Source organism: Limosilactobacillus panis (assembly GCF_019797825.1).
Taxonomy (GTDB): domain Bacteria; phylum Bacillota; class Bacilli; order Lactobacillales; family Lactobacillaceae; genus Limosilactobacillus; species Limosilactobacillus panis_A.
Map to the genome: position 1 here is coordinate 984,086 of NZ_CP081855.1, position 20,374 is coordinate 1,004,459.

Annotated in this window: 17 protein-coding genes and 1 pseudogene; 13 read left to right on the forward strand and 5 right to left on the reverse strand. The window is 48.0% G+C overall.

The features are described 5' to 3' along the window. Positions 1-122 precede the first annotated feature (122 nt). Positions 123-443, reverse strand: coding sequence for a hypothetical protein (locus KZE55_RS04790; RefSeq protein WP_222259909.1), 321 nt, complete (start codon positions 441-443; stop codon positions 123-125). Positions 444-613: 170 nt separating this feature from the next. Between KZE55_RS04790 and hrcA the strand changes: the two genes are divergently transcribed. The 7 genes from hrcA (at position 614) to lepA (ending at position 9,946) form a co-directional block, all read left to right on the forward strand. Next, on the forward strand, positions 614-1,654 hold the full coding sequence (gene hrcA / locus KZE55_RS04795) for a heat-inducible transcriptional repressor HrcA (RefSeq protein ID WP_222259699.1): 1,041 nt from the start codon (positions 614-616) through the stop codon (positions 1,652-1,654). A gap of 12 nt (positions 1,655-1,666) precedes the next feature. Next, entirely contained in the window at positions 1,667-2,248 is a 582-nt protein-coding gene (grpE, locus tag KZE55_RS04800) for a nucleotide exchange factor GrpE (RefSeq protein ID WP_222259701.1), read from the forward strand. Between the two features lie 23 nt (positions 2,249-2,271). Further along, entirely contained in the window at positions 2,272-4,146 is a 1,875-nt protein-coding gene (gene dnaK / locus KZE55_RS04805) for a molecular chaperone DnaK (protein WP_222259703.1), read from the forward strand. A gap of 117 nt (positions 4,147-4,263) precedes the next feature. Next, positions 4,264-5,424 (forward strand): molecular chaperone DnaJ, encoded by a 1,161-nt coding sequence (gene dnaJ, locus KZE55_RS04810; RefSeq protein ID WP_222259705.1) that lies wholly within the window; start codon positions 4,264-4,266, stop codon positions 5,422-5,424. 119 nt (positions 5,425-5,543) lie between these two features. Continuing rightward, the gene (locus tag KZE55_RS04815) at positions 5,544-5,684 is read left to right on the forward strand and encodes a hypothetical protein (protein ID WP_222259707.1); all 141 of its coding nucleotides are present in this window, start codon (positions 5,544-5,546) and stop codon (positions 5,682-5,684) included. A gap of 135 nt (positions 5,685-5,819) precedes the next feature. Further along, entirely contained in the window at positions 5,820-7,988 is a 2,169-nt protein-coding gene (locus KZE55_RS04820; RefSeq protein ID WP_261313310.1) for a L,D-transpeptidase, read from the forward strand. Positions 7,989-8,110: 122 nt separating this feature from the next. Then, positions 8,111-9,946 carry a translation elongation factor 4 gene (gene lepA / locus KZE55_RS04825; RefSeq protein WP_222259921.1) on the forward strand — a complete coding sequence of 612 codons (1,836 nt, stop codon included), beginning with the start codon at positions 8,111-8,113 and terminating at the stop codon, positions 9,944-9,946. A 191-nt stretch (positions 9,947-10,137) separates the two neighbouring features. Here lepA and KZE55_RS04830 read toward each other — a convergent pair whose 3' ends face one another. From KZE55_RS04830 to KZE55_RS04840, 3 genes and pseudogenes are all read right to left on the reverse strand, one after another. Continuing rightward, entirely contained in the window at positions 10,138-11,559 is a 1,422-nt protein-coding gene (locus KZE55_RS04830) for a C69 family dipeptidase (protein WP_222259709.1), read from the reverse strand. Positions 11,560-11,666: 107 nt separating this feature from the next. Beyond that, positions 11,667-12,765, reverse strand: a pseudogene (locus tag KZE55_RS04835) (M24 family metallopeptidase). Between the two features lie 114 nt (positions 12,766-12,879). Continuing rightward, on the reverse strand, positions 12,880-13,839 hold the full coding sequence (locus KZE55_RS04840; protein ID WP_222259712.1) for an L-lactate dehydrogenase: 960 nt from the start codon (positions 13,837-13,839) through the stop codon (positions 12,880-12,882). A gap of 344 nt (positions 13,840-14,183) precedes the next feature. On the opposite strand from KZE55_RS04840, the gene KZE55_RS04845 reads away from it, so the two are divergent. From KZE55_RS04845 to dtd, 6 genes are all read left to right on the forward strand, one after another. Continuing rightward, a complete protein-coding gene (locus tag KZE55_RS04845) occupies positions 14,184-14,480 on the forward strand; it encodes a hypothetical protein (RefSeq protein WP_222259923.1) in 297 nt (98 codons plus the stop codon). A gap of 66 nt (positions 14,481-14,546) precedes the next feature. Further along, entirely contained in the window at positions 14,547-15,506 is a 960-nt protein-coding gene (gene prmA / locus KZE55_RS04850) for a 50S ribosomal protein L11 methyltransferase (RefSeq protein ID WP_222259714.1), read from the forward strand. 1 nt (position 15,507) lies between these two features. Further along, a complete protein-coding gene (locus KZE55_RS04855; RefSeq protein WP_222259716.1) occupies positions 15,508-16,263 on the forward strand; it encodes an RsmE family RNA methyltransferase in 756 nt (251 codons plus the stop codon). A gap of 66 nt (positions 16,264-16,329) precedes the next feature. Then, positions 16,330-16,656: a hypothetical protein gene (locus tag KZE55_RS04860; RefSeq protein ID WP_222259718.1), complete on the forward strand. Its 327-nt coding sequence runs from the start codon at positions 16,330-16,332 to the stop codon at positions 16,654-16,656. A 20-nt stretch (positions 16,657-16,676) separates the two neighbouring features. Then, entirely contained in the window at positions 16,677-18,914 is a 2,238-nt protein-coding gene (locus KZE55_RS04865; protein WP_222259719.1) for a RelA/SpoT family protein, read from the forward strand. Positions 18,915-18,930: 16 nt separating this feature from the next. Then, positions 18,931-19,368 (forward strand): D-aminoacyl-tRNA deacylase, encoded by a 438-nt coding sequence (dtd, locus tag KZE55_RS04870; protein ID WP_222259721.1) that lies wholly within the window; start codon positions 18,931-18,933, stop codon positions 19,366-19,368. A gap of 103 nt (positions 19,369-19,471) precedes the next feature. Here dtd and KZE55_RS04875 read toward each other — a convergent pair whose 3' ends face one another. After that, on the reverse strand, positions 19,472-20,314 hold the full coding sequence (locus KZE55_RS04875) for a fructosamine kinase family protein (protein ID WP_222259723.1): 843 nt from the start codon (positions 20,312-20,314) through the stop codon (positions 19,472-19,474). Between the last annotated feature and the right edge of the window lie 60 nt (positions 20,315-20,374).

Genomic DNA, 20,374 nt, shown 5'->3' on the forward strand with positions numbered 1-20,374 from the left:
AGCCTTTAGAAAGGACAAAGAGGACTTTAGTATTCGGATTTCCCGAATGCTAAAGTCCTCTTTGGGTACTGTGCTGTAATATTAACTGGGGCCCTTTCGTTTCTCCACCCCCAAAAAAATCCCTAGTGACGACTAGCCCGGTGGTTGTTGCCCTGGTGAATCTTGTGGACCTGCCGTTTAAACTTCGGCCCATCCGTGGTAACCAATCGGAAGTGGTGCATTTTACCGTGAAATGGGTGGCCGGTTAAGCGGAGGTTAGTCCATGAGCGCATGATGTTAGTCATCTGGTCGATCTCCTTAACCCGCTTTGGACTGCCCTCCTTTTTTGCAGCGTCCTTGATATCGGATTGGAGACGATAGATGAGGTTATTATGGTAGGCAAGCAGCTCGTTGGTTAATGGGGCACTTCGGTACTTGTTGAAGAGCCGTTGGATGAGCTCCATGGCCTCTTGAGCATTATGAGGTTGAACGTAACGGTGGTTGTCTGTACTCAATTGTAAAATCTCCTTAGATTTAATTTGACATTCCTTGACTTTTAAACAGGTGATTGGTATATTATTAAGTGTGTTTAGCACTTAGCCCTAAAGAGTGCTAAAAAAGGGATGTGATCAAAATGCTAACACAACGACAAAAGGCAATCCTGCAAGCGATTGTACGTCAATACACCTCAACCGGTCAACCGGTAGGATCAAAGCACCTCGCTGAAAAGTTACCATTTAAGGTTAGTTCAGCAACAATCCGGAATGAGATGGCGGTATTAGAAGATCACCAGCTAATCAAAAAAGAGTATTCGTCCTCGGGGAGGGTGCCTTCAAAGCGTGGCTACCGATACTACGTCGATCATCTGCTGGATGCAAATGCGCTCACGGATAATGACCTGGTTGTTATCCAGAATTCTTTAGGGACGAGTTTTCAAAAGATTGATGAGATTGTTTCGCATTCAGCAGATATCTTGTCAGACCTGACTTCTTACACAGCATTTACCCTAAAGCCCGATGTCCGGTTAAGTGGTTTTCGGGTGGTCCCGTTGGGTAACCATAAGGTGATTGCCATTTTGGTTACCGACAGTGGGGACGTCGAGAGTCAGTCGTTTACCCTGCCACGTAATTTTGATACCGATGCACTCCAAGCGGTAATCAGGATGATTAATGATCAGTTGGTCGGGCGACCGCTGACTGAAGTAGTTAAACGGCTGAATGATGACATCCCAAAGCGGATCATGCAATATATGCATGGTTCTGACGGCTTCTTGGACTTGTTTGACAACGTTGTTTCCCGGGCCGCTCGGGAACGCTTCTTTGTCGGCGGGCGGCTTAACATCTTGGGATTTTCTAATAACCAAGATCCGCAAGCCCTGCAGGTGTTATATAGCCTAATTGATCAAAATGATGAGTTGTCGCACCTTCTTGACACGGGATCTGATGATAAGGATGTCAACGTCAGGATTGGCTCGGAAATTGCTAAGGACCAGGTGTTAAAGGATTATAGTCTAATTACGGCAAGCTATGATGTCGACCAGTATGGTAAGGGAATCATTGCTGTTTTAGGGCCCACGAGGATGCCTTACTCACGGACGATTGGAATTGTAAATGCCTTTCGTCAGGAGTTAGCCAAGCGACTACTTGACTTTTACCGACACTATTACGATTCATAGGAGGCGAGTCATTTGGCAAAAGAAGAAAAGCAAAAGCAGGAAGAGCAGCCAAAAGCTGATGGCAAAGCTGCTCAGACTGATAATAAAGCTGAACACCATGGTGGCCACAAGGGTCAGTGCCACCACCGCTGTGAAAAGTTGCAAAAGCAAGTGGATGACTTGAAAAAACAACTTGCGGATAAAGATGACAAGTATCTACGTGCCGAAGCGGAAATTCAAAATATGACGACCCGCTTTAATAAGGAACGCGCCCAGATCTTGAAGTATGATGGTCAGGACCTGGCAAAGAGTGTTCTTCCCGTTCTTGATAACCTTAAGCGGGCACTCACGATTGAAGTTAAAGATGAAAATGGCCAACAACTAAAAAAGGGTATTCAAATGGTCCACGACCACTTAACGGCAGCCTTAAAGGACCATGGGGTCACTGAGATCCCCGCAGAAGGAAAGATTTTTGATCCGACCTTGCACCAAGCGGTTCAAACCGTCCCAGTAAAGGGTGATCAAAAACCGGAAACGGTTGTCAAAGTCTTGCAAGCTGGTTACCAGCTGAAGGACCGGGTTCTGCGTCCTGCAATGGTTGTTGTGGCACAATAAAAATATAAGAGAGGGGATAAACAATGGCAAGTAACAAGATTATTGGTATTGATTTAGGTACTACTAACTCCGCCGTTGCCGTTATGGAAGGTAACGAGCCCAAGATTATTACTAACCCAGAAGGAAGTCGGACAACGCCATCCGTTGTTTCATTTAAGAATGGTGAAACCCAAGTTGGTGAAGTTGCCAAGCGACAAGCAATTACTAACCCGAACACGATTTCTTCTATCAAGAGTCATATGGGTGAAGCCGGCTACACAGTTGAAGTAGATGGCAAGAAGTACACGCCACAAGAAATCTCCGCAATGATTCTTCAATACATCAAGAAGTATGCGGAAGATTACATTGGCGACACCGTTAACAAGGCTGTTATTACAGTACCTGCCTACTTCAACGATGCCCAACGGCAAGCCACTAAGGATGCCGGAAAGATCGCTGGCTTGGACGTTAAGCGGATTATCAACGAACCAACTGCTTCTTCTCTGGCTTACGGTCTGGACAAGAAGGACAAGGATGAAAAGATTCTGGTTTACGACCTTGGTGGTGGGACGTTTGATGTCTCCATTTTGGAATTAGGTGACGGGGTCTTCCAAGTTCTTTCTACTAACGGTGACACGCACCTTGGTGGGGATGACTTCGACCAAAAGATTATGGACTGGTTAATTGACGGCTTTAAGCAGGAACATGGGATTGATCTTTCTAAAGATAAGATGGCTTTGCAACGGTTGAAGGATGCCGCTGAAAAGGCGAAGAAGGACCTTTCCGGTGTTCAAGAAGCTCAAATCAGCCTGCCATTCATTTCATCCGGTGAAAATGGTCCACTGCACTTGGAGAAGAGTTTGACCCGGGCCCAATTCAACCAGTTGACTAATGACCTGGTTGAACGGACGAAGCAACCAGTATTGAACGCTTTGAAGGATGCGGACCTTTCATTTGATGACATTGATGAGGTTATCCTAAACGGTGGTTCAACCCGGATTCCAGCTGTTCAAGAAATGGTTAAGGAATTGACTGGTAAGGAACCAAACCACTCCATCAACCCTGATGAAGCCGTTGCCCTTGGTGCAGCTATCCAAGGTGGGGTTCTGACCGGTGATGTTAAGGATGTTGTTCTACTTGATGTTACACCACTTTCTCTTGGTATTGAAACCATGGGTGGGGTCTTCACCAAGTTGATTGACCGGAACACGACCATTCCAACATCCAAGAGTCAGATTTTCTCAACGGCCGCTGATAATCAATCTGCCGTTGATATTCACGTTCTTCAGGGTGAACGGCCAATGGCAGCCGACAACAAGACCTTAGGGAACTTCCAGCTGACAGACATTCCAGCTGCTCCTCGTGGTGTTCCTCAAATTAAGGTTACCTTCGACATTGATAAGAACGGGATTGTTAACGTTTCTGCCAAGGACATGGGAACTGGTAAGGAACAAAAGATTGTTATCAAGTCCAACTCTGGTCTGTCCGACGAAGAAATCGAACGGATGAAGAAGGATGCCGAAGAACACGCTGAAGCCGACAAGAAGAAGAAGGAAGAAGTTGACTTGAAGAATGAGGTCGACCAAGAACTCTTCCAAGTTGACAAGACCTTAAAGGAAGTTAAGGGCAAGGTTCCTGACGAAGACATCAAGAAGGCCGAAAGTGCTCGTGACGACCTGAAGAAGGCCAAGAAAAGCGGTAACCTTGATGACATGAAGGCCAAGAAGGACGCTCTCAACAAGGTTATCCAAGACTTGAGTGTCAAGCTTTACAAGCAGGCCCAAGGAGCTCAAGGGAATGCCCAGGGCGGTGCAAACCCTACTGGCAATGCCGGCAATAACGGTAACCAAAAGGGCAATGATAATGGCAACACCGTTGATGGTGACTTCAAGGATGTTACCCCAGACGACAAGAAGTAATTTCTAATTGCTAGATGCATTGTAAAAGCCAAAGGCCACAGTTTAGGACTTTGGCTTTTACTTTCGTTTCCGATCTGTGGTATAACTATACAAGCAATTAAGTTGTGAGGGATATAAATGGCAGAAGAAAACTATTACGATGTTTTAGGTGTCTCAAAAGATGCCTCGGAAGCAGATATTAAACACGCTTACCGGCGACTCGCTGCTAAGTACCACCCGGATGTAAACCATGCACCTGGTGCGGAAGAAAAATTTAAGAAGATTAATGAAGCTTACGATGTCTTAAGTGATTCGCAAAAGCGGGCCCAGTATGATCAGTTTGGTTCTGCTGGTCCACAGGCCGGAGCGGGCCAAGGTTTTGGTGGCTTTGGCAATGGCGGCTTTAGTAGTCAGGGCTTTGGCGGCGCCAGTGGCTTTGATGATATCTTCAGCCAATTCTTTGGTGGTGGCGGCAGTCGGCGGCCTAACCCGACTGCCCCGCGTCAGGGTCGGGACCTCCAGTATGCCATGACGCTGAAGTTTATGGATGCCATTTTTGGGAAAACGACGACCATTAAGTACGATCGTGATGAGCAATGTAAAACCTGTCACGGGACCGGTGCCAAACCAGGTAAGTCCGCGACGACTTGTAAACGGTGTGGCGGAAGCGGTGTAATCGTCACTGTACGGCGGACACCTCTGGGGAGTATGCAGACCCAAACCACTTGTCCAGAGTGTCACGGGACTGGTAAGGTAATTAAAGCTGCTGATCAGTGCCAGACCTGCCACGGTAGTGGGCATGTTCATGCAAAGCACGAGCTGGAAGTTAAAGTTCCCGCTGGGGTTGATGATGGCCAGCAGATGCGCCTTGAAGGCCAGGGTGATGCTGGTGAAAACGGTGGACCGGCTGGTGACCTATACATTGTCTTCAGAGTTACCCCGAGTCGAGACTTCCGGCGTGATGGCACTACTATTTACGTTGACCGGGATATTTCGTTTGCCCAAGCTGCACTGGGGGACGAAATCAAGGTTAAGACCGTTCATGGTGACGTTGACCTAAAGGTTCCTGCTGGAACGCAATCCGAGACCAACTTCCGCTTACGGGGGAAGGGTGTTCCTTACTTGAATGGTAAGGGGACTGGTGATGAGCAGGTTACTGTCCACGTCAAAACACCGAAGAACCTCAATAAACGGCAACGGGAGGCGATGATGGCCTTCGCTGCGGCCAGTGGTGAGGATGTCAAGGGCGTCAAAAAATCCGTCTTAGATAAGCTTAAGGACGCCTTTGAGGATCGTTAATATAATAATAATTAAGCCAGAAAATGGGACAAGGTGTCCGGTTTCCTGGCTTTTTTTAGTTACCGCTTTCATAAAGGAGTATAATAATAAAGAATATGTTATTATTGGGGGATTAGACAATGTTAATCGATTTCAATCGTGCAAAGAAGATTGCTGCTGGCTGTCTGGCAATGACCAGCTGCGGCTTTGTTCTTTGGCTAAGTCAAACTAATAGTTTTGCCGCCGATACTAGGCCAGCACCAGTAGTGGCGACTGGCTAACAAACTCAACCAAATCAAACAGCGCCTGTTGAAGATCAGTCAGCACCGGTACAGAATACAAACTACGACCATGCTGACCAGGGTAACTACGCTAACCTTGACCGTGCCCAGATTAATGAGCAAGGACAGTTGACCGTGAGTGGCTGGCACGCTACCAACGCTGCTAAGGACCGCCCTTACCACTACATTATTGCCGTCAATAAGGCAACTAACCAGGAGATTGGCCGACAAAACGTGACTGACCAGGCTGTACCCCGCGCAGATGTCCAACGGGTTCATAATGTATATGGTGCGGGCCAATCGGGCTTTAATACGAGCTTTGACCTTAGTAAGGGCCTGGCAGAGTTAAACCAGGTGCAGATTGTTAGTCGCTACACAAATGATGCTCGGGGAAATGGTAACGCGGTCGACTATTGGTTTGCCCCGATTACGATTGATCGTAACAACCGTGCTAACCTTGATAAGGCGACGGTAGTTAAGAGTCAAGTGGTTATTAGCGGTTGGCACGCAACGAACTTGGCCGCCGGCAAGGCCCACCACTTTATTATTGTGCTCGACCGGACTAGTAATCAAGAAGTGGCTAGACAACTTGTTACGCCAGTTAAGCGTCCCGACGTTGCTAAAGTATTTCCGGGAATTGCGGGTGCTGTTAAATCCGGATTTACCGTTAAGATTCCACTGACTAAGTTGAACCTCAGTCACCAACTACAGGTCATTAGTCGGTACGCCGGTGCAAGTGACGGTAATAGTGATTACGTTGATTACTGGTTTAGTCCGATCACCAGTGGCCATCAGTTTAGCCAGGGTTATTTGGATAGCTTTAACCTGAGTGATGGTCAGCATTTAACCTTCAGCGGTTGGCACGTTGATAACTTGAGTGGGTTTGAGAACAACCATTACGCAATTCTCTATGACCTGACCGCTCGCCGGCAAGTGGCGGTGGTAAATACAACCACGGTTAAGCGTCTTGACGTTGCCCGGACGCTGCCAAACGTGACTGGCGCTGTTCAGAGCGGCTTTAGCGGAAGCTTTGACCTGGATAAGACTCAACTAATTCCGGGGCATAGTTATGTAGTAGTCAGTCGTTACTCCACGAGTGATCAAGAAAATGGTGACCAGGGACAGTACAATGACTTTTGGTCTGCACCAGTCGTTCTTAACCAACGGGCTTCTTGGTTGGACAACGTTAAAATGTCTAAGCAGGGACTGCAGATTGCTGGGTGGATGGCTAGTGACGCCGCCCTCAGTGACAAGCACCCATATGTGATCATCCTGAACAACGGCAAAGAAGTTAAGCGGGCTAAACTGACGTTGACTAACCGGCCCGATGTGGCAGCGCGCTATGGTCAAATTTATAATAGCGCCCAAAGCGGTTTTGCAACCACCGTTCCCTTAGACCTAAGCACGGTTAATGGAACGTTAAAAGTCATCCTGCGCTTCAGTGATGATGCTGCGGGTAATGGCAACTTTGATGATCAGTACAGCCCCGACTATGCCACTAATGCCGGTTTCTTTGACCAGATTAGTATCAGTGCCAACTCAATTTACGTTAGTGGCTGGCACGCCAGCAACCAGGCGGCCAATAAGCCATACCAGTTTCTGATTTTTATTGACCAAAATGGTCATGAATTGTACCGACAGGAAGTTCTGGACAAGAATCGGGCACGAGCTGACGTGGCCAATGCCTTCCCGGCAATTTATAATAGCGGTCAATCCGGCTACCAGCTAGCCTTTGGGATGCCAAACCAGCTCCGCAACCAAAACGTGCGCATCATTCACCGCTTTACAGATGATAAGCTCGGAAACGGTAACTACGTTGACTACACTTCTAGTCCTGTTTCAATGAGTCTGATGCGAACGCCAATTGATTACCGGATGCCATCTGAGTACGGCCCATACCCGAATGTCAGCCAGTTAAAGAACTTCTGGATTCACGTCCGGATTGGCCAAAACCGGGTTTACCTAATGGACGGTAATAACGTTGTCTACACGATGTACTGTACCGCTGGTCGATATGTCAATGGGGTCAGCCTGACGCCAACGGGGACCTACTACGTTCAAAACGAGCGAGGAGACCTCTTTGACTATGGTGAACACTGGACCTCATGGAAGGACCATGGGGTATATCTCTTCCACAGCGTTGTCTTTGATGCACCATGGCACGATGGTCACTTTGACCAAGCTCAATTGCGTTTGCTCGGTGTTCCTGCCGGGTCACAAGGTTGCATTCGGTTGCCAATCCCGGATGCAAACTGGATTCAGCACAATGTTCCCGCTGGTACACGGGTGGTAATTGAAAACTAAAGTTAATCAAGCAAAAACGAGATCATGGCAGTGACGCCACGACCTCGTTTTTTAAATTTTGGTTTGTCTTTGTTATACTAGATTAGAGTATTTTCGTAGAAAGTAGTGAATTAAGCATGACAATGAGTCTGGAAGAAATGAAGGAGCGCCAAAAGCACATCCGTAATTTTTCAATTGTTGCCCATATTGACCACGGTAAGTCAACACTAGCTGACCGGATCTTAGAAATGACGGATTCGATTAGTAAGCGTGAAATGAAGGACCAAGTCCTCGATGATATGCCGCTGGAGCGTGAACGGGGGATCACCATTAAGCTAAATGCGGTGGCTCTTACCTACCACGCCAGGGATGGTCAGGACTACATTTTTCACCTGATTGACACCCCGGGGCATGTGGACTTCTCGTATGAGGTTTCGCGTTCGCTGGCGGCCTGTGAAGGGGCAATCCTGGTCGTAGATGCCACCCAGGGAGTGGAAGCCCAGACATTGGCCAATGTCTACCTTGCCCTGGATAACGACTTGGAAATTCTCCCGGTCATTAACAAGATTGACCTACCATCCGCTGATCCGGAGGGGACCAAGGCCCAGATTGAAGACGAAATTGGCCTGGAAACTGATGAGGCCGTTGACGTCAGTGCGAAGACGGGTCTCAACGTTGACCAGGTTCTGGAAAAGATTGTTAAGGATATTCCCGCACCCACTGGTGACCTGACTGCGCCGCTTAAGGCTTTAATTTTTGATTCGAAGTACGATGATTACCGCGGGGTTGTCTTAAGCGTCCGGGTATTTGAGGGGACCGTGAAGAAGGGCGACCGGATTCGGCTGATGAATAGTGGAACCGAGTACGAGGTTGCCGAAGTTGGTATTAACTCACCCAAACCACTAGCGCGGGATGTCCTGATGGCGGGGGATGTTGGTTACATCACCGCTGCAATCAAGGACATCAAGGATACCCGGGTTGGGGATACCGTGACCGATGCTGACCGCCCCACGGACAAGCCGTTAGCGGGTTATCGGCAAATGACACCAATGGTGTATGCCGGCCTGTACCCGACTGACAATGCAAAGTTTAACGACCTCCGTGAGGCCCTCGAAAAGTTGCAATTAAACGATGCTGCACTTGTGTTTGAGCCGGAAAGTTCCCAGGCTTTGGGCTTCGGTTTTCGTTGCGGTTTCTTGGGGCTGTTGCACATGGATGTTGTGCAAGAACGCCTGGAGCGTGAATTTAACCTTGACCTGATTACCACGGCCCCATCGGTTACCTACCACGTTGACTTGGCTGATGGTTCCACGGTTGAGGTGGAGAACCCAGCTGAGATGCCGGACGCTTCCTCAATCAAGGCGATTAAGGAGCCTTACGTCAAAGCATCAATCATGGTGCCAAATGACTACGTGGGTCCCGTGATGGAGCTTTGTCAACGGAAACGGGGCATTTTTGAGACCATGGAGTACCTCAGTGACACCCGGGTAAACGTGATTTACCATGTGCCATTATCTGAAATTATCTTTGACTTCTTTGATAAGCTGAAGAGTTCGACCCGGGGCTATGCTTCAATGGATTACGAAATTGATGAATATAAGCCAAGCAACTTGGTCAAAATTGATATCCTGTTGAATGGTGACAAGGTCGATGCGCTGAGCTTCATTGCCCATAAGGACTTTGCCGCTGAACGGGGGCGGGAGATTACTTCCAAGCTGAAGAAGATCATTCCCCGACAAAACTTCGAGATTCCTATTCAAGCAGCAATTGGTTCTAAGATTATCGCCCGGACAAACATCAAAGCTTACCGGAAGGACGTTACCGCTCGAATTCACACGGGAGATCCTGACCGACGGGCCAAGCTTTTGGAGAAACAGAAGCGTGGTAAGAAGCGGATGAAGGCCGTTGGTAAGGTTGATATCCCCCAAGCGGCGTTCATGGCCGTTTTGAAGACCGATGAGGAAACCGACGAGCGCTAATCGCTGATATCATAGCGATTTTTCTGAAAGTGCATATCTACATTTCCTGAAAGAAACACAATTTTAATGGTTCTGTGGAGTGAAAGTAGTCTAATTAAGACTGTGATAAACATAAAAATGAGCAACTACAAGATAATTAATTTTGTAGCTGCTCATTTGATTTTTAAGGTAATTTGGGATTTTTATCGTATTTAAAGGTTAGGGTCCATCTTAAACGACATTTGGGAAAGCTCACATCCCTGGGTCAACAGGTCAAAAAGCAGTTCCTTGGTTCGCTGGTTATAATGACTGGCAATTGCGTGATTTTGGGCTGTTAAGTAGGCAGTAAGCTCTTCACCAGTCAGTGTTTGGGCTTTTTGGTCAACTTCTTCAATCTTCCGCCGCCCCCATTCGTTTAGCTCCTTTTGGTAGTCTTCATCCTGTTCAATGAAATCATTATAGTGACTTTCAACGACTTCGGCGAGGGCTTCATTTAACCAATAGGCACTCTTAAGGTCCATCTTGTTGGGAACAACCCGGTAAGATTCATCAGTATCCGTGGCATTAGCAAAGAATGGCACGTAGGGGTTGAAGGCGGGAACCCCGAGTTCCTGCCAATGAATACTGGTTTGGAACTGTTGGGGGTCGCGCAGCTGAAGAATATGCGATTCAGCGGTCCGGGAAAGGGAGATTGCCCGGTAAGTTTTGCGCTCCGGTGCTGTTCCCATTGGGTCGTACTTGGTCTCATTGAAGTGGGATTTAAGGACGTACTGGACGTCTTCGACCGCAATCTTGAATTCGGCCTTACGGATAAACGGCATGTCATTATCTTCCGGTTCTTGACCTTTTGCGGCTACCGGGCTGAGGTACCGTTGTGCAAACCATGTTCGGGGAGTGTTGTAGTGACGGTCCTTTTGGGTACTGGTTCCGAAAATGTGACGAAAATTCCACTTATCATCGTCTGGGTTCAACTGGTGCTGTTCGACGAATTCACGAATCTGTGGGGCCCACATGTAGTCGTCCGGGCTATTAAAGTCAATGTCTTCAATTGCAACCTGGTTTGGAGTTACCGCATAACAGTCGTCGGGGATGCGAACGGCAACCCACTGGTGGCCAGTGACAACTTCCATGTACCAGACCTCATCTTGATCTGCAAACTGCATCCCATTACCTTCTGTTGAACCATATTTTTCAATCAGCTTACCGGTATAAGAAACACCCTCCCGTGCAGAATGAATGAAGGGGAGGACCAGGGTACAGAGAGAGTCCTCGGCAAGCCCATTTTTGATGAAGGGGTCGTAGGCTAATACCCGATCATTAGCGTAAACACTTTCGGTAAACGAAGCGGCGACGTTAGCCTCATTGATCCCGGCTTCCTCGTTTGGACCGGCACTCTGATCAAGGCTCGGTAGCGAGGTGTAGCGCATCCCGGCGGTCGGCATTTCCACCGTCAGCTTATTGTAAGGCGAGATATAGGTCTCATCTCGTCCATCAACAGCGGGCTGGACAATAAAACGCTTGGGTTCAATTGCCTTCACCCGGTCCTCGTTGCGGGAAATGATTGGTGTTCTCGCAAGGGCCGCCTTCTTCCCAACCATGATTGAGGTGCAGGCATCACAATTTTTCTTTTGCATCTTTATCCCTCCAAATAGTAGTTCATCTTTTATGATACCGCAATTGTGGTGGTTTAAAAAGAAAATAACCAATGATAAAGTCTTATCATGGTTATTTAGGGTCCCCATTAAAGGTTAAATGTTTTAAGCTCCTTGCTGGTGTGGGTGAAGGGTTCACAGCCATCGGCAGTAATATGAACGCAGTCCTCGATCCGGACACCGGCGACACCTGGGATATAGATTCCAGGTTCAATTGAGAAGCACATACCAGGCTGAAGGACCAGCTTGTTTCCAGCCATGATTGAAGGGAACTCGTGATCACTCATTCCTAGACCGTGTCCCAGACGGTGGATAAAGTAATCACCATAACCGGCCTTGGTAATTACGTTCCGGGCCACAGCATCTAACTCCTCCGCAGTGATTCCTGGACGGGCAGCTTCCTGGGCGCTCAGCTGAGCCTCAAGGCAGACTTGGTAGATATCCTTTTGCTTAGTGTTTAATTGACCAACTGCGACAGTACGAGAAACGTCACTAGCGTAGCCTTCCACAATACAGCCGAGGTCAAAGAGAACAAGTTCATTATTCTGGACCCGGTTGCTAGATGTAGCACCATGTGGTTCAGCGGCGTGGGCGCCCGCTTGAACAAGGGTATCAAAGCTGGTGTGCATGATTCCGTGCTTCTTCAAGGCGTATTCGAGGTTAGCCGCAATTTCCTGCTCACTTCGGCCAATAGCGAGGTTCTTAAAGCCCTCTTCGAGCATGAAGTCTGCCCACTTGCCGGCCCGGTTAAGCTTTTCAATCTCATCAGGGCTCTTGATTAACCGCATTCACTCAATCACCGGTGTCAGGTTAGTAGCGAACTTAGCATCAGGGAATTGTTCTTTAAGGTGGAGCAGGCGGTCAACGGTCAGGCGATTTTCTTCAATTCCCCACTTGATGGGGTGGGCGACACGTTCCTTGACGTGTTCAGCAATAATGGTGAAGGGATCTTCATGATCAAGGTAGCCGTAGATATCGCCTGACCAGCCCGCCCCTTTAGCGGCCTCTACTTCCAAGGCCGGGGTAAAGAAGAACGGCTGAGCATCAGGGAAGACAAGCAGGGCCATTACCCGTTCTAATGGTTCCTCATAAAAGCCAGTGAGGTAGCCAATGGTCATTGGGTCGCTGATGTAGGCGACGTCAATGTTAGCTTTGATAATTTTTTTGCAGTTCGTTAATTTTAGACAAGGGAAGTCCCTTCCTTAAAGATTAGTAACCTTATCATATCCTAACCAGCAGAAAAATGGCAAATAAAAAAGGCCTGGATAGTAACCCAGACCCTCAGAAGTAATAATTTAAATACTAGTTGTTGCCTTCCAGCTTAGCCAAACCGTTCTTAGCAACCTTTTCCAGTTCAGCAGCAGAAGCGGCCATAGCCTTCTTTTCACGGTCGTTAAGTGGAACTTCAATAACACGAGCAACACCAGAAGCGTTAACAACGGCTGGGGTACCGATGTAGAGGTCCTTCAGGCCGTATTCACCGTTCATTGGAGCACCGATTGGGAGAACAGCGTTTTCATCACGCAGGATGGCACGAGAGATCCGCATCAAAGCAGTAGCAACACCGTAGAAGGTTGCACCCTTGCGGTTAATGATTTCGTATGCCTTGTTACGAACGTCGTCTTCAATCTTAAGGAGTTCGTCAGTTGAAACACTTTGTTCCTTAGCGATGTCTAGCAATGGCTTACCACCAATAGTAGCACTGGAGTAAGCGGCAAATTCGGAGTCACCGTGTTCAGCCATGATGTTAGCAGAAACATCACGTGGGTCAACGTTGAACTTCTTAGCAAGGGCAACCCGCAGACGAGCGGAGTCCAGAGAAGTACCGGAACCAACGACCTTATTCTTTGGAAAACCAGAGAACTTTTGTACAGCGTAAGTTAAGATATCAACTGGGTTAGCAGCAACCAGGAAGATACCATCAAAACCAGACTTCATAATTGGTTCAACAACGGATTTGATAATCTTCAAGTTCTTGTCAACTAATTGAAGCCGAGTTTCACCAGGCTTTTGTGGGGCACCGGCAGTGATAACGACCAGGTCGGCGTCCTTGCAAGTGTCGTAGTCAGCGGAGTAGATGTTCTTTGGAGCAGTGAATGCAGTTGCATCTTCCAGGTCCAAAGCGTCACCTTCAGTACGCTTCTTAATAATATCAACAATGGCGAATTCTTCAGCAATTCCCTGTTGGGCCATTGCGAAAGCATAGCTTGAACCAACGGCCCCGTCACCGACGAGGACAACTTTTTGATGATTCTTAGACATAATTAGCAATCTCCCTTTCATCTTTTGCAATTATCGAGATTAAATCTCCAAAAAATATTATAGCATTCCTTTGTGAAAAATCTATAATATAAGATAATTTTAACATGTTGATATTAGCCTTATCACAAAATAACTATTTCACAAGCTTGGCAAAATTGGGTACTTAAGCTTGAAAAATAAGCGGGAAGAATATTTTCTAAAGGGCAAACTTAATAGGGTTTTAACTTTGGTAGAGTCAGAACATGTGCTAAAATAAAAATACCTACAATTGACTTTCATGGAAGAAAGTTAGTCAAATAATTTCGGAGGAGGTGATTACCATTTTAAATCGTACTAAACAGTTCATGCGTGACAATGATTTAATGTACAAGCGTGAATACATTCGGCCGATGATGACTCCTCAACATGTCTACGTTTTTCGCTTTGGTAAGCATCGGCTTAACAACCGGGTAATCATTCGATACTCCCATACCTGGACAGGGCGCCTGAAGATCAATGAAATCGACGTTCGTTTACACCACCAGCACCACCCGCGGATCTTCTTAACCGAGTCGGATTTGATTGACTATTTAAAGCACCACATGGAAAAGAAGAAGCGGGCGCGTGAGGAAGAGAATCACCATGTTGATGATGACGAATAATTATTATGAGCAGGAATCGTGACCATCGAAGGGTGGTCACGATTTTCTTAATTCAAGGAGGAAAAAATGAACTGGACATCAGTTACGGTTGTGACATCGAGTGAAGCTGTCGAAGCGGTTAGCTATATCTTAACGAATGAAGGGGCAGAGGGAATTCAAATTGACGATGCTGCCGATTTCGCCAATCTCCGTCCGGGAAGGTATGGAGAACACGGCGAAATTGTTGACCCGGATGAGATTCCACACCGGAAACAAGGGGCCGCGGTAACCGGCTACTTTCCGGAGAAAACCCTTATGCCGGAAATTGTCCCGACAATCAAAATGCGGGTTGCCAAGCTAAAAGATTATGGACTGAACCCGGGAAATGACCAGGTAACAGCAGAAACGGTCAACAATAAGGATTGGGCAACTGTTTGGCAAAAGTATTACCACCCACTACGGGTTACTAATGAACTGACCATCGTGCCCCAGTGGGAAGACTATCAGCCGGCCCAGCAGAGTGAGAAACTAATTTATCTTGACCCTGGGATGGCCTTTGGAACCGGGACCCATCCCACAACCCGCTTGATGCTGGAAGCACTCGAAAAGGTTGTACGCGGTGGCGAGTCGATGATTGACGTCGGAACGGGCTCTGGAGTGCTCAGTATTGCTGCTAAACAGCTTGGTGCAGGTGCGGTGGCCGCATACGACGTTGACAAAGTTGCGGTTCGTTCGGCAAAGAAAAATATTGCCCTAAACCCCGTTGCCAGTGATATCAAACTTGGTGTTAATAGCTTGCTGGATGGCATTCACACGCAAGTCGATATTGTGGTCGCAAACATCCTAGCGGAGATTATCGTTCCGTTAATTCCACAGGCCTACGAGAATCTAAAGTCTGGTGGACTGTTCTTAACCTCTGGAATTATTGATGATAAGGCGGAATTGATTCGTCAAAAACTAACAGCCCAGGGCTTTATTATCAATAGTGAAGCTAAGATGAAGGACTGGCACGGTATTATTGCTCACAAGCCAACGGAGGACGAGTAAGATGCAGCGTTATTTCATTAATGAGCGTGCCCAAGATGGTCGATTGGTTCTGCCGGCAGGGATTGCCCACCACCTGACGACTGTCTTAAGAGCAGAAGTTGGCACACCAGTCGAGCTTGTCCTCGCTGACCACCAGGTTTACCTAGCAAAGGTTGCGGCTACGGAACCAGAGACGATTGTCAAAATCGACCGCGCTTTAGGCAAGAATAGTGAACTCCCGGTTGACGTGACTATCCTATGTGGCCTTCCCAAGACTAAGGAGAAGCCAGAGCTGATCGTACAGAAGGCCACTGAACTAGGGGCTAAACGAATCGTTTTCTTTGAGGCACAGCGATCGGTTAGCCACTGGACGCCAAACAAGCAGCAAAGAAAGGTTGGCCGCCTGCAAAAAATTGCGGATGCTGCTGCCGAACAATCTCACCGTAATTACCAACCTGTGGTGGCCTACTATCCGAACCTCGGGCGGGCGCTGGCGGCTAACCCGGCTGATTTTCGTCTCGTTGCCTGGGAGGAGTCTGCCAAGCAGGGAGAAAAGAGTGTCCTGGCTCAGTGCCTACAAAAAATTAAGGCTCAGCAGTCACTGCTTGCCGTGTTTGGCCCAGAAGGTGGTCTCACAACGGCGGAGGTTGACCAAATGGCCACGGCAGGTGTCCAACCGGTTGGCCTCGGGCCCCGGATTTTGCGAACGGAAACAGCTCCCCTGTACTTTCTGGCTGCTGTTTCCTATGCTTGTGAGTTGGCAACCCCGGTTAACTAAGATTTGTGCTACAATTAAGCAGATAAATTTGGGCATTAAATTGTCAAAGTATAAGGTGTTGAGAGAATGAATTGGATCAAGAAAAATGTTGACATGTTTTTGTGGGGCGGGGGAATCCTTTTTGGGGTCCTAGTACCAGTTTTGGCACTCAAGTTTTTGCCGTTTACCAAGGCAATGTGGGTCGGCTGGGTCCTGGTTGTGGTTAATTGCTGTTACTGCATCTGGTTAGGCAGTTATCTTTACCGCCACGCCGCTCGCTGGTGGACACTGTTTGTCTTCCCAATCTTATTTTTAGCGGCTGCTTACGTTTGGATGCCAAAGTACACGTACTACTTTGCTGCCGCCTACTTAGCAATCACTTACCTATCCTGCTCGACGCGTAAGCAAAATTAAGACGAAGGGAGGTTGTCTTTATGTCAGAAACAAAAGAGTTGACCCATGAAGATGTTCATAAGATGGTGGCATCATACATGAACGAGGAACACGTGGCCCTAGTTGAAAGGGCTTACCGTTTTGCCGAAATTTGTCATCACGACCAACGGCGTAAGTCCGGTGAGCCTTACATTATTCACCCCATTCAAGTAGCGGGAATTCTGGCTAACCTTCAGATGGACCCGGAAACGGTTTGTGCAGGTTGCCTGCATGACATTGTCGAAGATACCGGGGCAACCCTGGACGACATTAAGGAGCTATTTGGCCCCACGATTGCCATGATTGTCGATGGGGATACCAAGCTCGGTAAGATCCAATATAAGTCGAATAAGGAACAGATGGCCGCGACGCACCGGAAACTTCTGCTAGCGATGTCGAAGGATATTCGGGTGATGATTGTCAAGCTGGCTGACCGCCTGCACAATATGCGGACACTTAAGCATCTGCGTCCAGACAAGCAACGGCGAATTTCCAACGAAACCCTGGAAATCTACGCCCCAATTGCTGACCGGCTGGGGATCAGTACTATCAAGTGGGAGTTGGAAGACCTTTCCCTGCGCTACTTGAACCCTCAGCAGTACTACCGAATTGTCCACCTGATGAATTCACGGCGAGACCAACGAGTGAATTCCATCAACCACTCCATCAAGTTGATTAGGAAGGCCATTAGTGACCTTGACCTGGGACCGAATGTTGAAATTTATGGTCGGCCGAAACATATCTACTCGATTTATCGGAAAATGGTTACTCAGCACAAGCAATTTAGCCAGATTTACGACCTCTTGGCTATTCGGATTGTCGTCGATACAATCAAGGATTGCTACGCAGCACTGGGGGCAATTCACACGAATTGGAAACCAATGCCGGGACGGTTTAAGGACTACATTGCGATGCCGAAAGCTAATGGTTACCAGTCCCTTCACACTACGATTATTGGGCCAGAAGGGCGGCCACTAGAAGTCCAAATTCGGACCCACCACATGCATCAGGTTGCTGAATATGGGGTTGCAGCCCACTGGGCTTATAAGGAAGGGAAGACCAACGGTGTTAAGCAGACTAAAGATAGTCAGAAGCTGAACGTCGTTAAGGAAATCCTGGAGATGCGCAGTGAGAGTCACGGAACCGATGAATTTATGCAGGGAATCCAAAGTGATATTTTCACGGATAAGGTTTACGCCTTCACTCCTAAGGGGGATGTAATTGAAATGCCGAAAGGGGCCGGGCCCCTCGATATGGCCTACCAAATCCACACAGAAGTCGGTAACCATACAACAGGGGCCAAGGTTAACGGCCGCATCGTTCCTTTGGACTACGAAATCAAGAACGGTGATATTGTTGATATCCTGACGTCCTCGTCATCAGCAGGTCCAAGCCGGGATTGGTTAGAACTTGTGTCAACGCGGCGGGCCCGCAACAAGATTCGCTCCTTCTTCCGGGCCCATAACCGGGAGGAAAACATTGAACAGGGGAAGCGAATGCTTGAGAGTCAGCTCCAAGAAGCAGGTTATGTTCCTTCAGAGCTAATGACGGAAGAGAAGTGTCAAGAAGTTGCCAGCCGCCTACACTACAAGAGCAGTGATGACATGTTTGCGGCAGTTGGCTTTGGCGATTTGGCACCGGTTGGTGTTCGCAATCGGTTCACTGCCGACATCCGGAAGAAAGCCGAAGATGATCGTAAGGAGGCAGCAGAAAGGGCTGTCTTAGAGGGTCACCAGACCCTTCAGGAACCTGATGAGCGGGAACGACAGAAACAGGCAAAGGCATCAAGTGAGGGCGTCGTCGTTGAGGGCGTTGACAATTTATTGGTCCGGTTAAGCCATTGTTGCAACCCGGTTCCCGGTGATGAAATCACTGGTTACATTACCAAGGGTCGCGGAGTTTCCGTCCACCGGGCCGACTGTCCCAATATCCGGGCTGCCAAAAAGAGTGGTCAGCGGATTGTCAGCGTGTACTGGGCAAATCCCCACGGTGATAAAACTAACTACAGTGCTGACATTGAGGTCCAGGGTTATAACCGAAACGGTATGTTGAATGACGTTCTTCGTTCAGTCAACAATAGCACCCGTTACTTGAACTCCGTTAATGGTAAGGTAGATCATAATAAGATGGTCACAATCAGTCTCACAATTGGGGTGCGGAACCTAACTCAGCTCCAGTTAATTATGGATGCCTTAAAGAACATTCGGGATGTCTACGTTGTTAAGCGGGTAATTCGTTAATGAAAGGAGTCGTCTAATGCGCGTTGTATTGCAAAAGGTCAACTATGCTCAAGTAACGATTAATGGCATGACGGTTGGCAAAATTGGCCGGGGCTTTATGCTTTTGGTTGGTTTTGGCCCTGACGACGGGGACGAGCAGCTTGACTACCTGGTCCATAAGATTGTTAACTTACGGGTGTTCGAAGACGAAAATGGCAAGATGAACCGGGGACTGAATGACGTCAACGGCGAAATCCTGTCAATCTCACAGTTCACCCTTTACGCGAATACCCGGAAGGGAAATCGGCCAAGCTTCACGGCGGCGGCTAAGCCAGCCATTGCAGCGCCGTTATACGATCGCTTCAATGCTAAGTTAGCAGCAACTGGTGTTCATGTTGCGACTGGCCAATTTGGCGCAGATATGAAGGTCGACCTGGAGAACGACGGTCCGACAACAATCATTTTTGAAAAATGAAAATAATATAAAAAATGAGTGCCAGTGTTCGGCTTTCCCGAACACTGGCGCTTACTTTATCCCCTTTAATACAGTGGGGTTGAATATGGTCCCCTTATTGTCCCTAGTAACGGCCTAAAATTCGGTCGACCGCACCCCCATAGCTTTCACCAAATAGGATCAGGTGCATGCACAGGTAGTAGAACTGGTACCAGGGCAGGCGGTCGTTAATTCCCGGTGTGAAGGGGAACTTTTCCGTATAGGCCTGGTAAAATTCGTTATCAAAGCCCCCGAAGATTGTCGTCATGGCGATGTCAAACTCACGGTCACCATAGACGGCATCGGGATCGATGAGGTAGGGCTTATCGTTGGCAAACATGAAGTTGCCTGCCCAGAGGTCACCATGAAGGAGGCTTGCCTTAACTTCGTGATTGTTATAATACTGCTGAAACTTCTTAACCATTTGCTGGAAGTGTTCTTCCCGCCAGCGGTTCCAGCGACCTTCCCGCTGCGCTGCCGCAACCTCAGGAAGCAGGCGCTGGTTAACGTAAAAGTCTTTCCAGCTATCGTTCCAGGTATTGTTCTTCACGAGGACCTTTGTTTGGTGATTGTCAACGAAGCCAAACCGAGGATTAAAGTGTTGGTGGAGGTCAGCAACCGCCCGCCCCAGGTCAGCTTGACTACCGGCACTTTCTGTTAGCCAGTTGAGGACAAGGTAGGCGTGACCATCAATCGCCCCGTTATACAGGGGAGTGGGCGTGTTGACAACTTTCCCCAGGGCCTTGAGCCCGTTGATTTCGTGTTTAAAGTAGCTTGCTGGGTGGTTCGGTTGGACCTTAATGAAGTAGCTCTTACCACTGGCTTCAATTCGGTAAGCCTCATTAATGTCACCACCGCTGACCGGCTGAAAACTAGTAATGTCTTTAAGCGGCAACCGGGTAAACCAGCTGTGATTTAGCTTGCTCATTATATGACTCCCTTCATCAGTGTTACCCTCATTTTAAATTTGATATCTTAAAAAGCAAGT

Excerpts from the sequence above, each read along its gene's own strand:
- KZE55_RS04840 (WP_222259712.1), bottom strand. The coding sequence starts at position 13,839 with ATGTCTAAGAATCATCAAAAAGTTGTCCTCGTCGGTGACGGGGCCGTT.
- KZE55_RS04815 (WP_222259707.1), top strand. The coding sequence starts at position 5,544 with ATGTTAATCGATTTCAATCGTGCAAAGAAGATTGCTGCTGGCTGTCTG.
- KZE55_RS04865 (WP_222259719.1), top strand. The coding sequence starts at position 16,677 with ATGTCAGAAACAAAAGAGTTGACCCATGAAGATGTTCATAAGATGGTG.
- dnaJ (WP_222259705.1), top strand. The coding sequence starts at position 4,264 with ATGGCAGAAGAAAACTATTACGATGTTTTAGGTGTCTCAAAAGATGCC.
- KZE55_RS04830 (WP_222259709.1), bottom strand. The coding sequence starts at position 11,559 with ATGCAAAAGAAAAATTGTGATGCCTGCACCTCAATCATGGTTGGGAAG.
- KZE55_RS04790 (WP_222259909.1), bottom strand. The coding sequence starts at position 443 with ATGGAGCTCATCCAACGGCTCTTCAACAAGTACCGAAGTGCCCCATTA.
- KZE55_RS04845 (WP_222259923.1), top strand. The coding sequence starts at position 14,184 with ATGCGTGACAATGATTTAATGTACAAGCGTGAATACATTCGGCCGATG.
- prmA (WP_222259714.1), top strand. The coding sequence starts at position 14,547 with ATGAACTGGACATCAGTTACGGTTGTGACATCGAGTGAAGCTGTCGAA.
- KZE55_RS04855 (WP_222259716.1), top strand. The coding sequence starts at position 15,508 with ATGCAGCGTTATTTCATTAATGAGCGTGCCCAAGATGGTCGATTGGTT.
- dnaK (WP_222259703.1), top strand. The coding sequence starts at position 2,272 with ATGGCAAGTAACAAGATTATTGGTATTGATTTAGGTACTACTAACTCC.
- KZE55_RS04860 (WP_222259718.1), top strand. The coding sequence starts at position 16,330 with ATGAATTGGATCAAGAAAAATGTTGACATGTTTTTGTGGGGCGGGGGA.
- KZE55_RS04875 (WP_222259723.1), bottom strand. The coding sequence starts at position 20,314 with ATGAGCAAGCTAAATCACAGCTGGTTTACCCGGTTGCCGCTTAAAGAC.
- lepA (WP_222259921.1), top strand. The coding sequence starts at position 8,111 with ATGAGTCTGGAAGAAATGAAGGAGCGCCAAAAGCACATCCGTAATTTT.
- dtd (WP_222259721.1), top strand. The coding sequence starts at position 18,931 with ATGCGCGTTGTATTGCAAAAGGTCAACTATGCTCAAGTAACGATTAAT.
- hrcA (WP_222259699.1), top strand. The coding sequence starts at position 614 with ATGCTAACACAACGACAAAAGGCAATCCTGCAAGCGATTGTACGTCAA.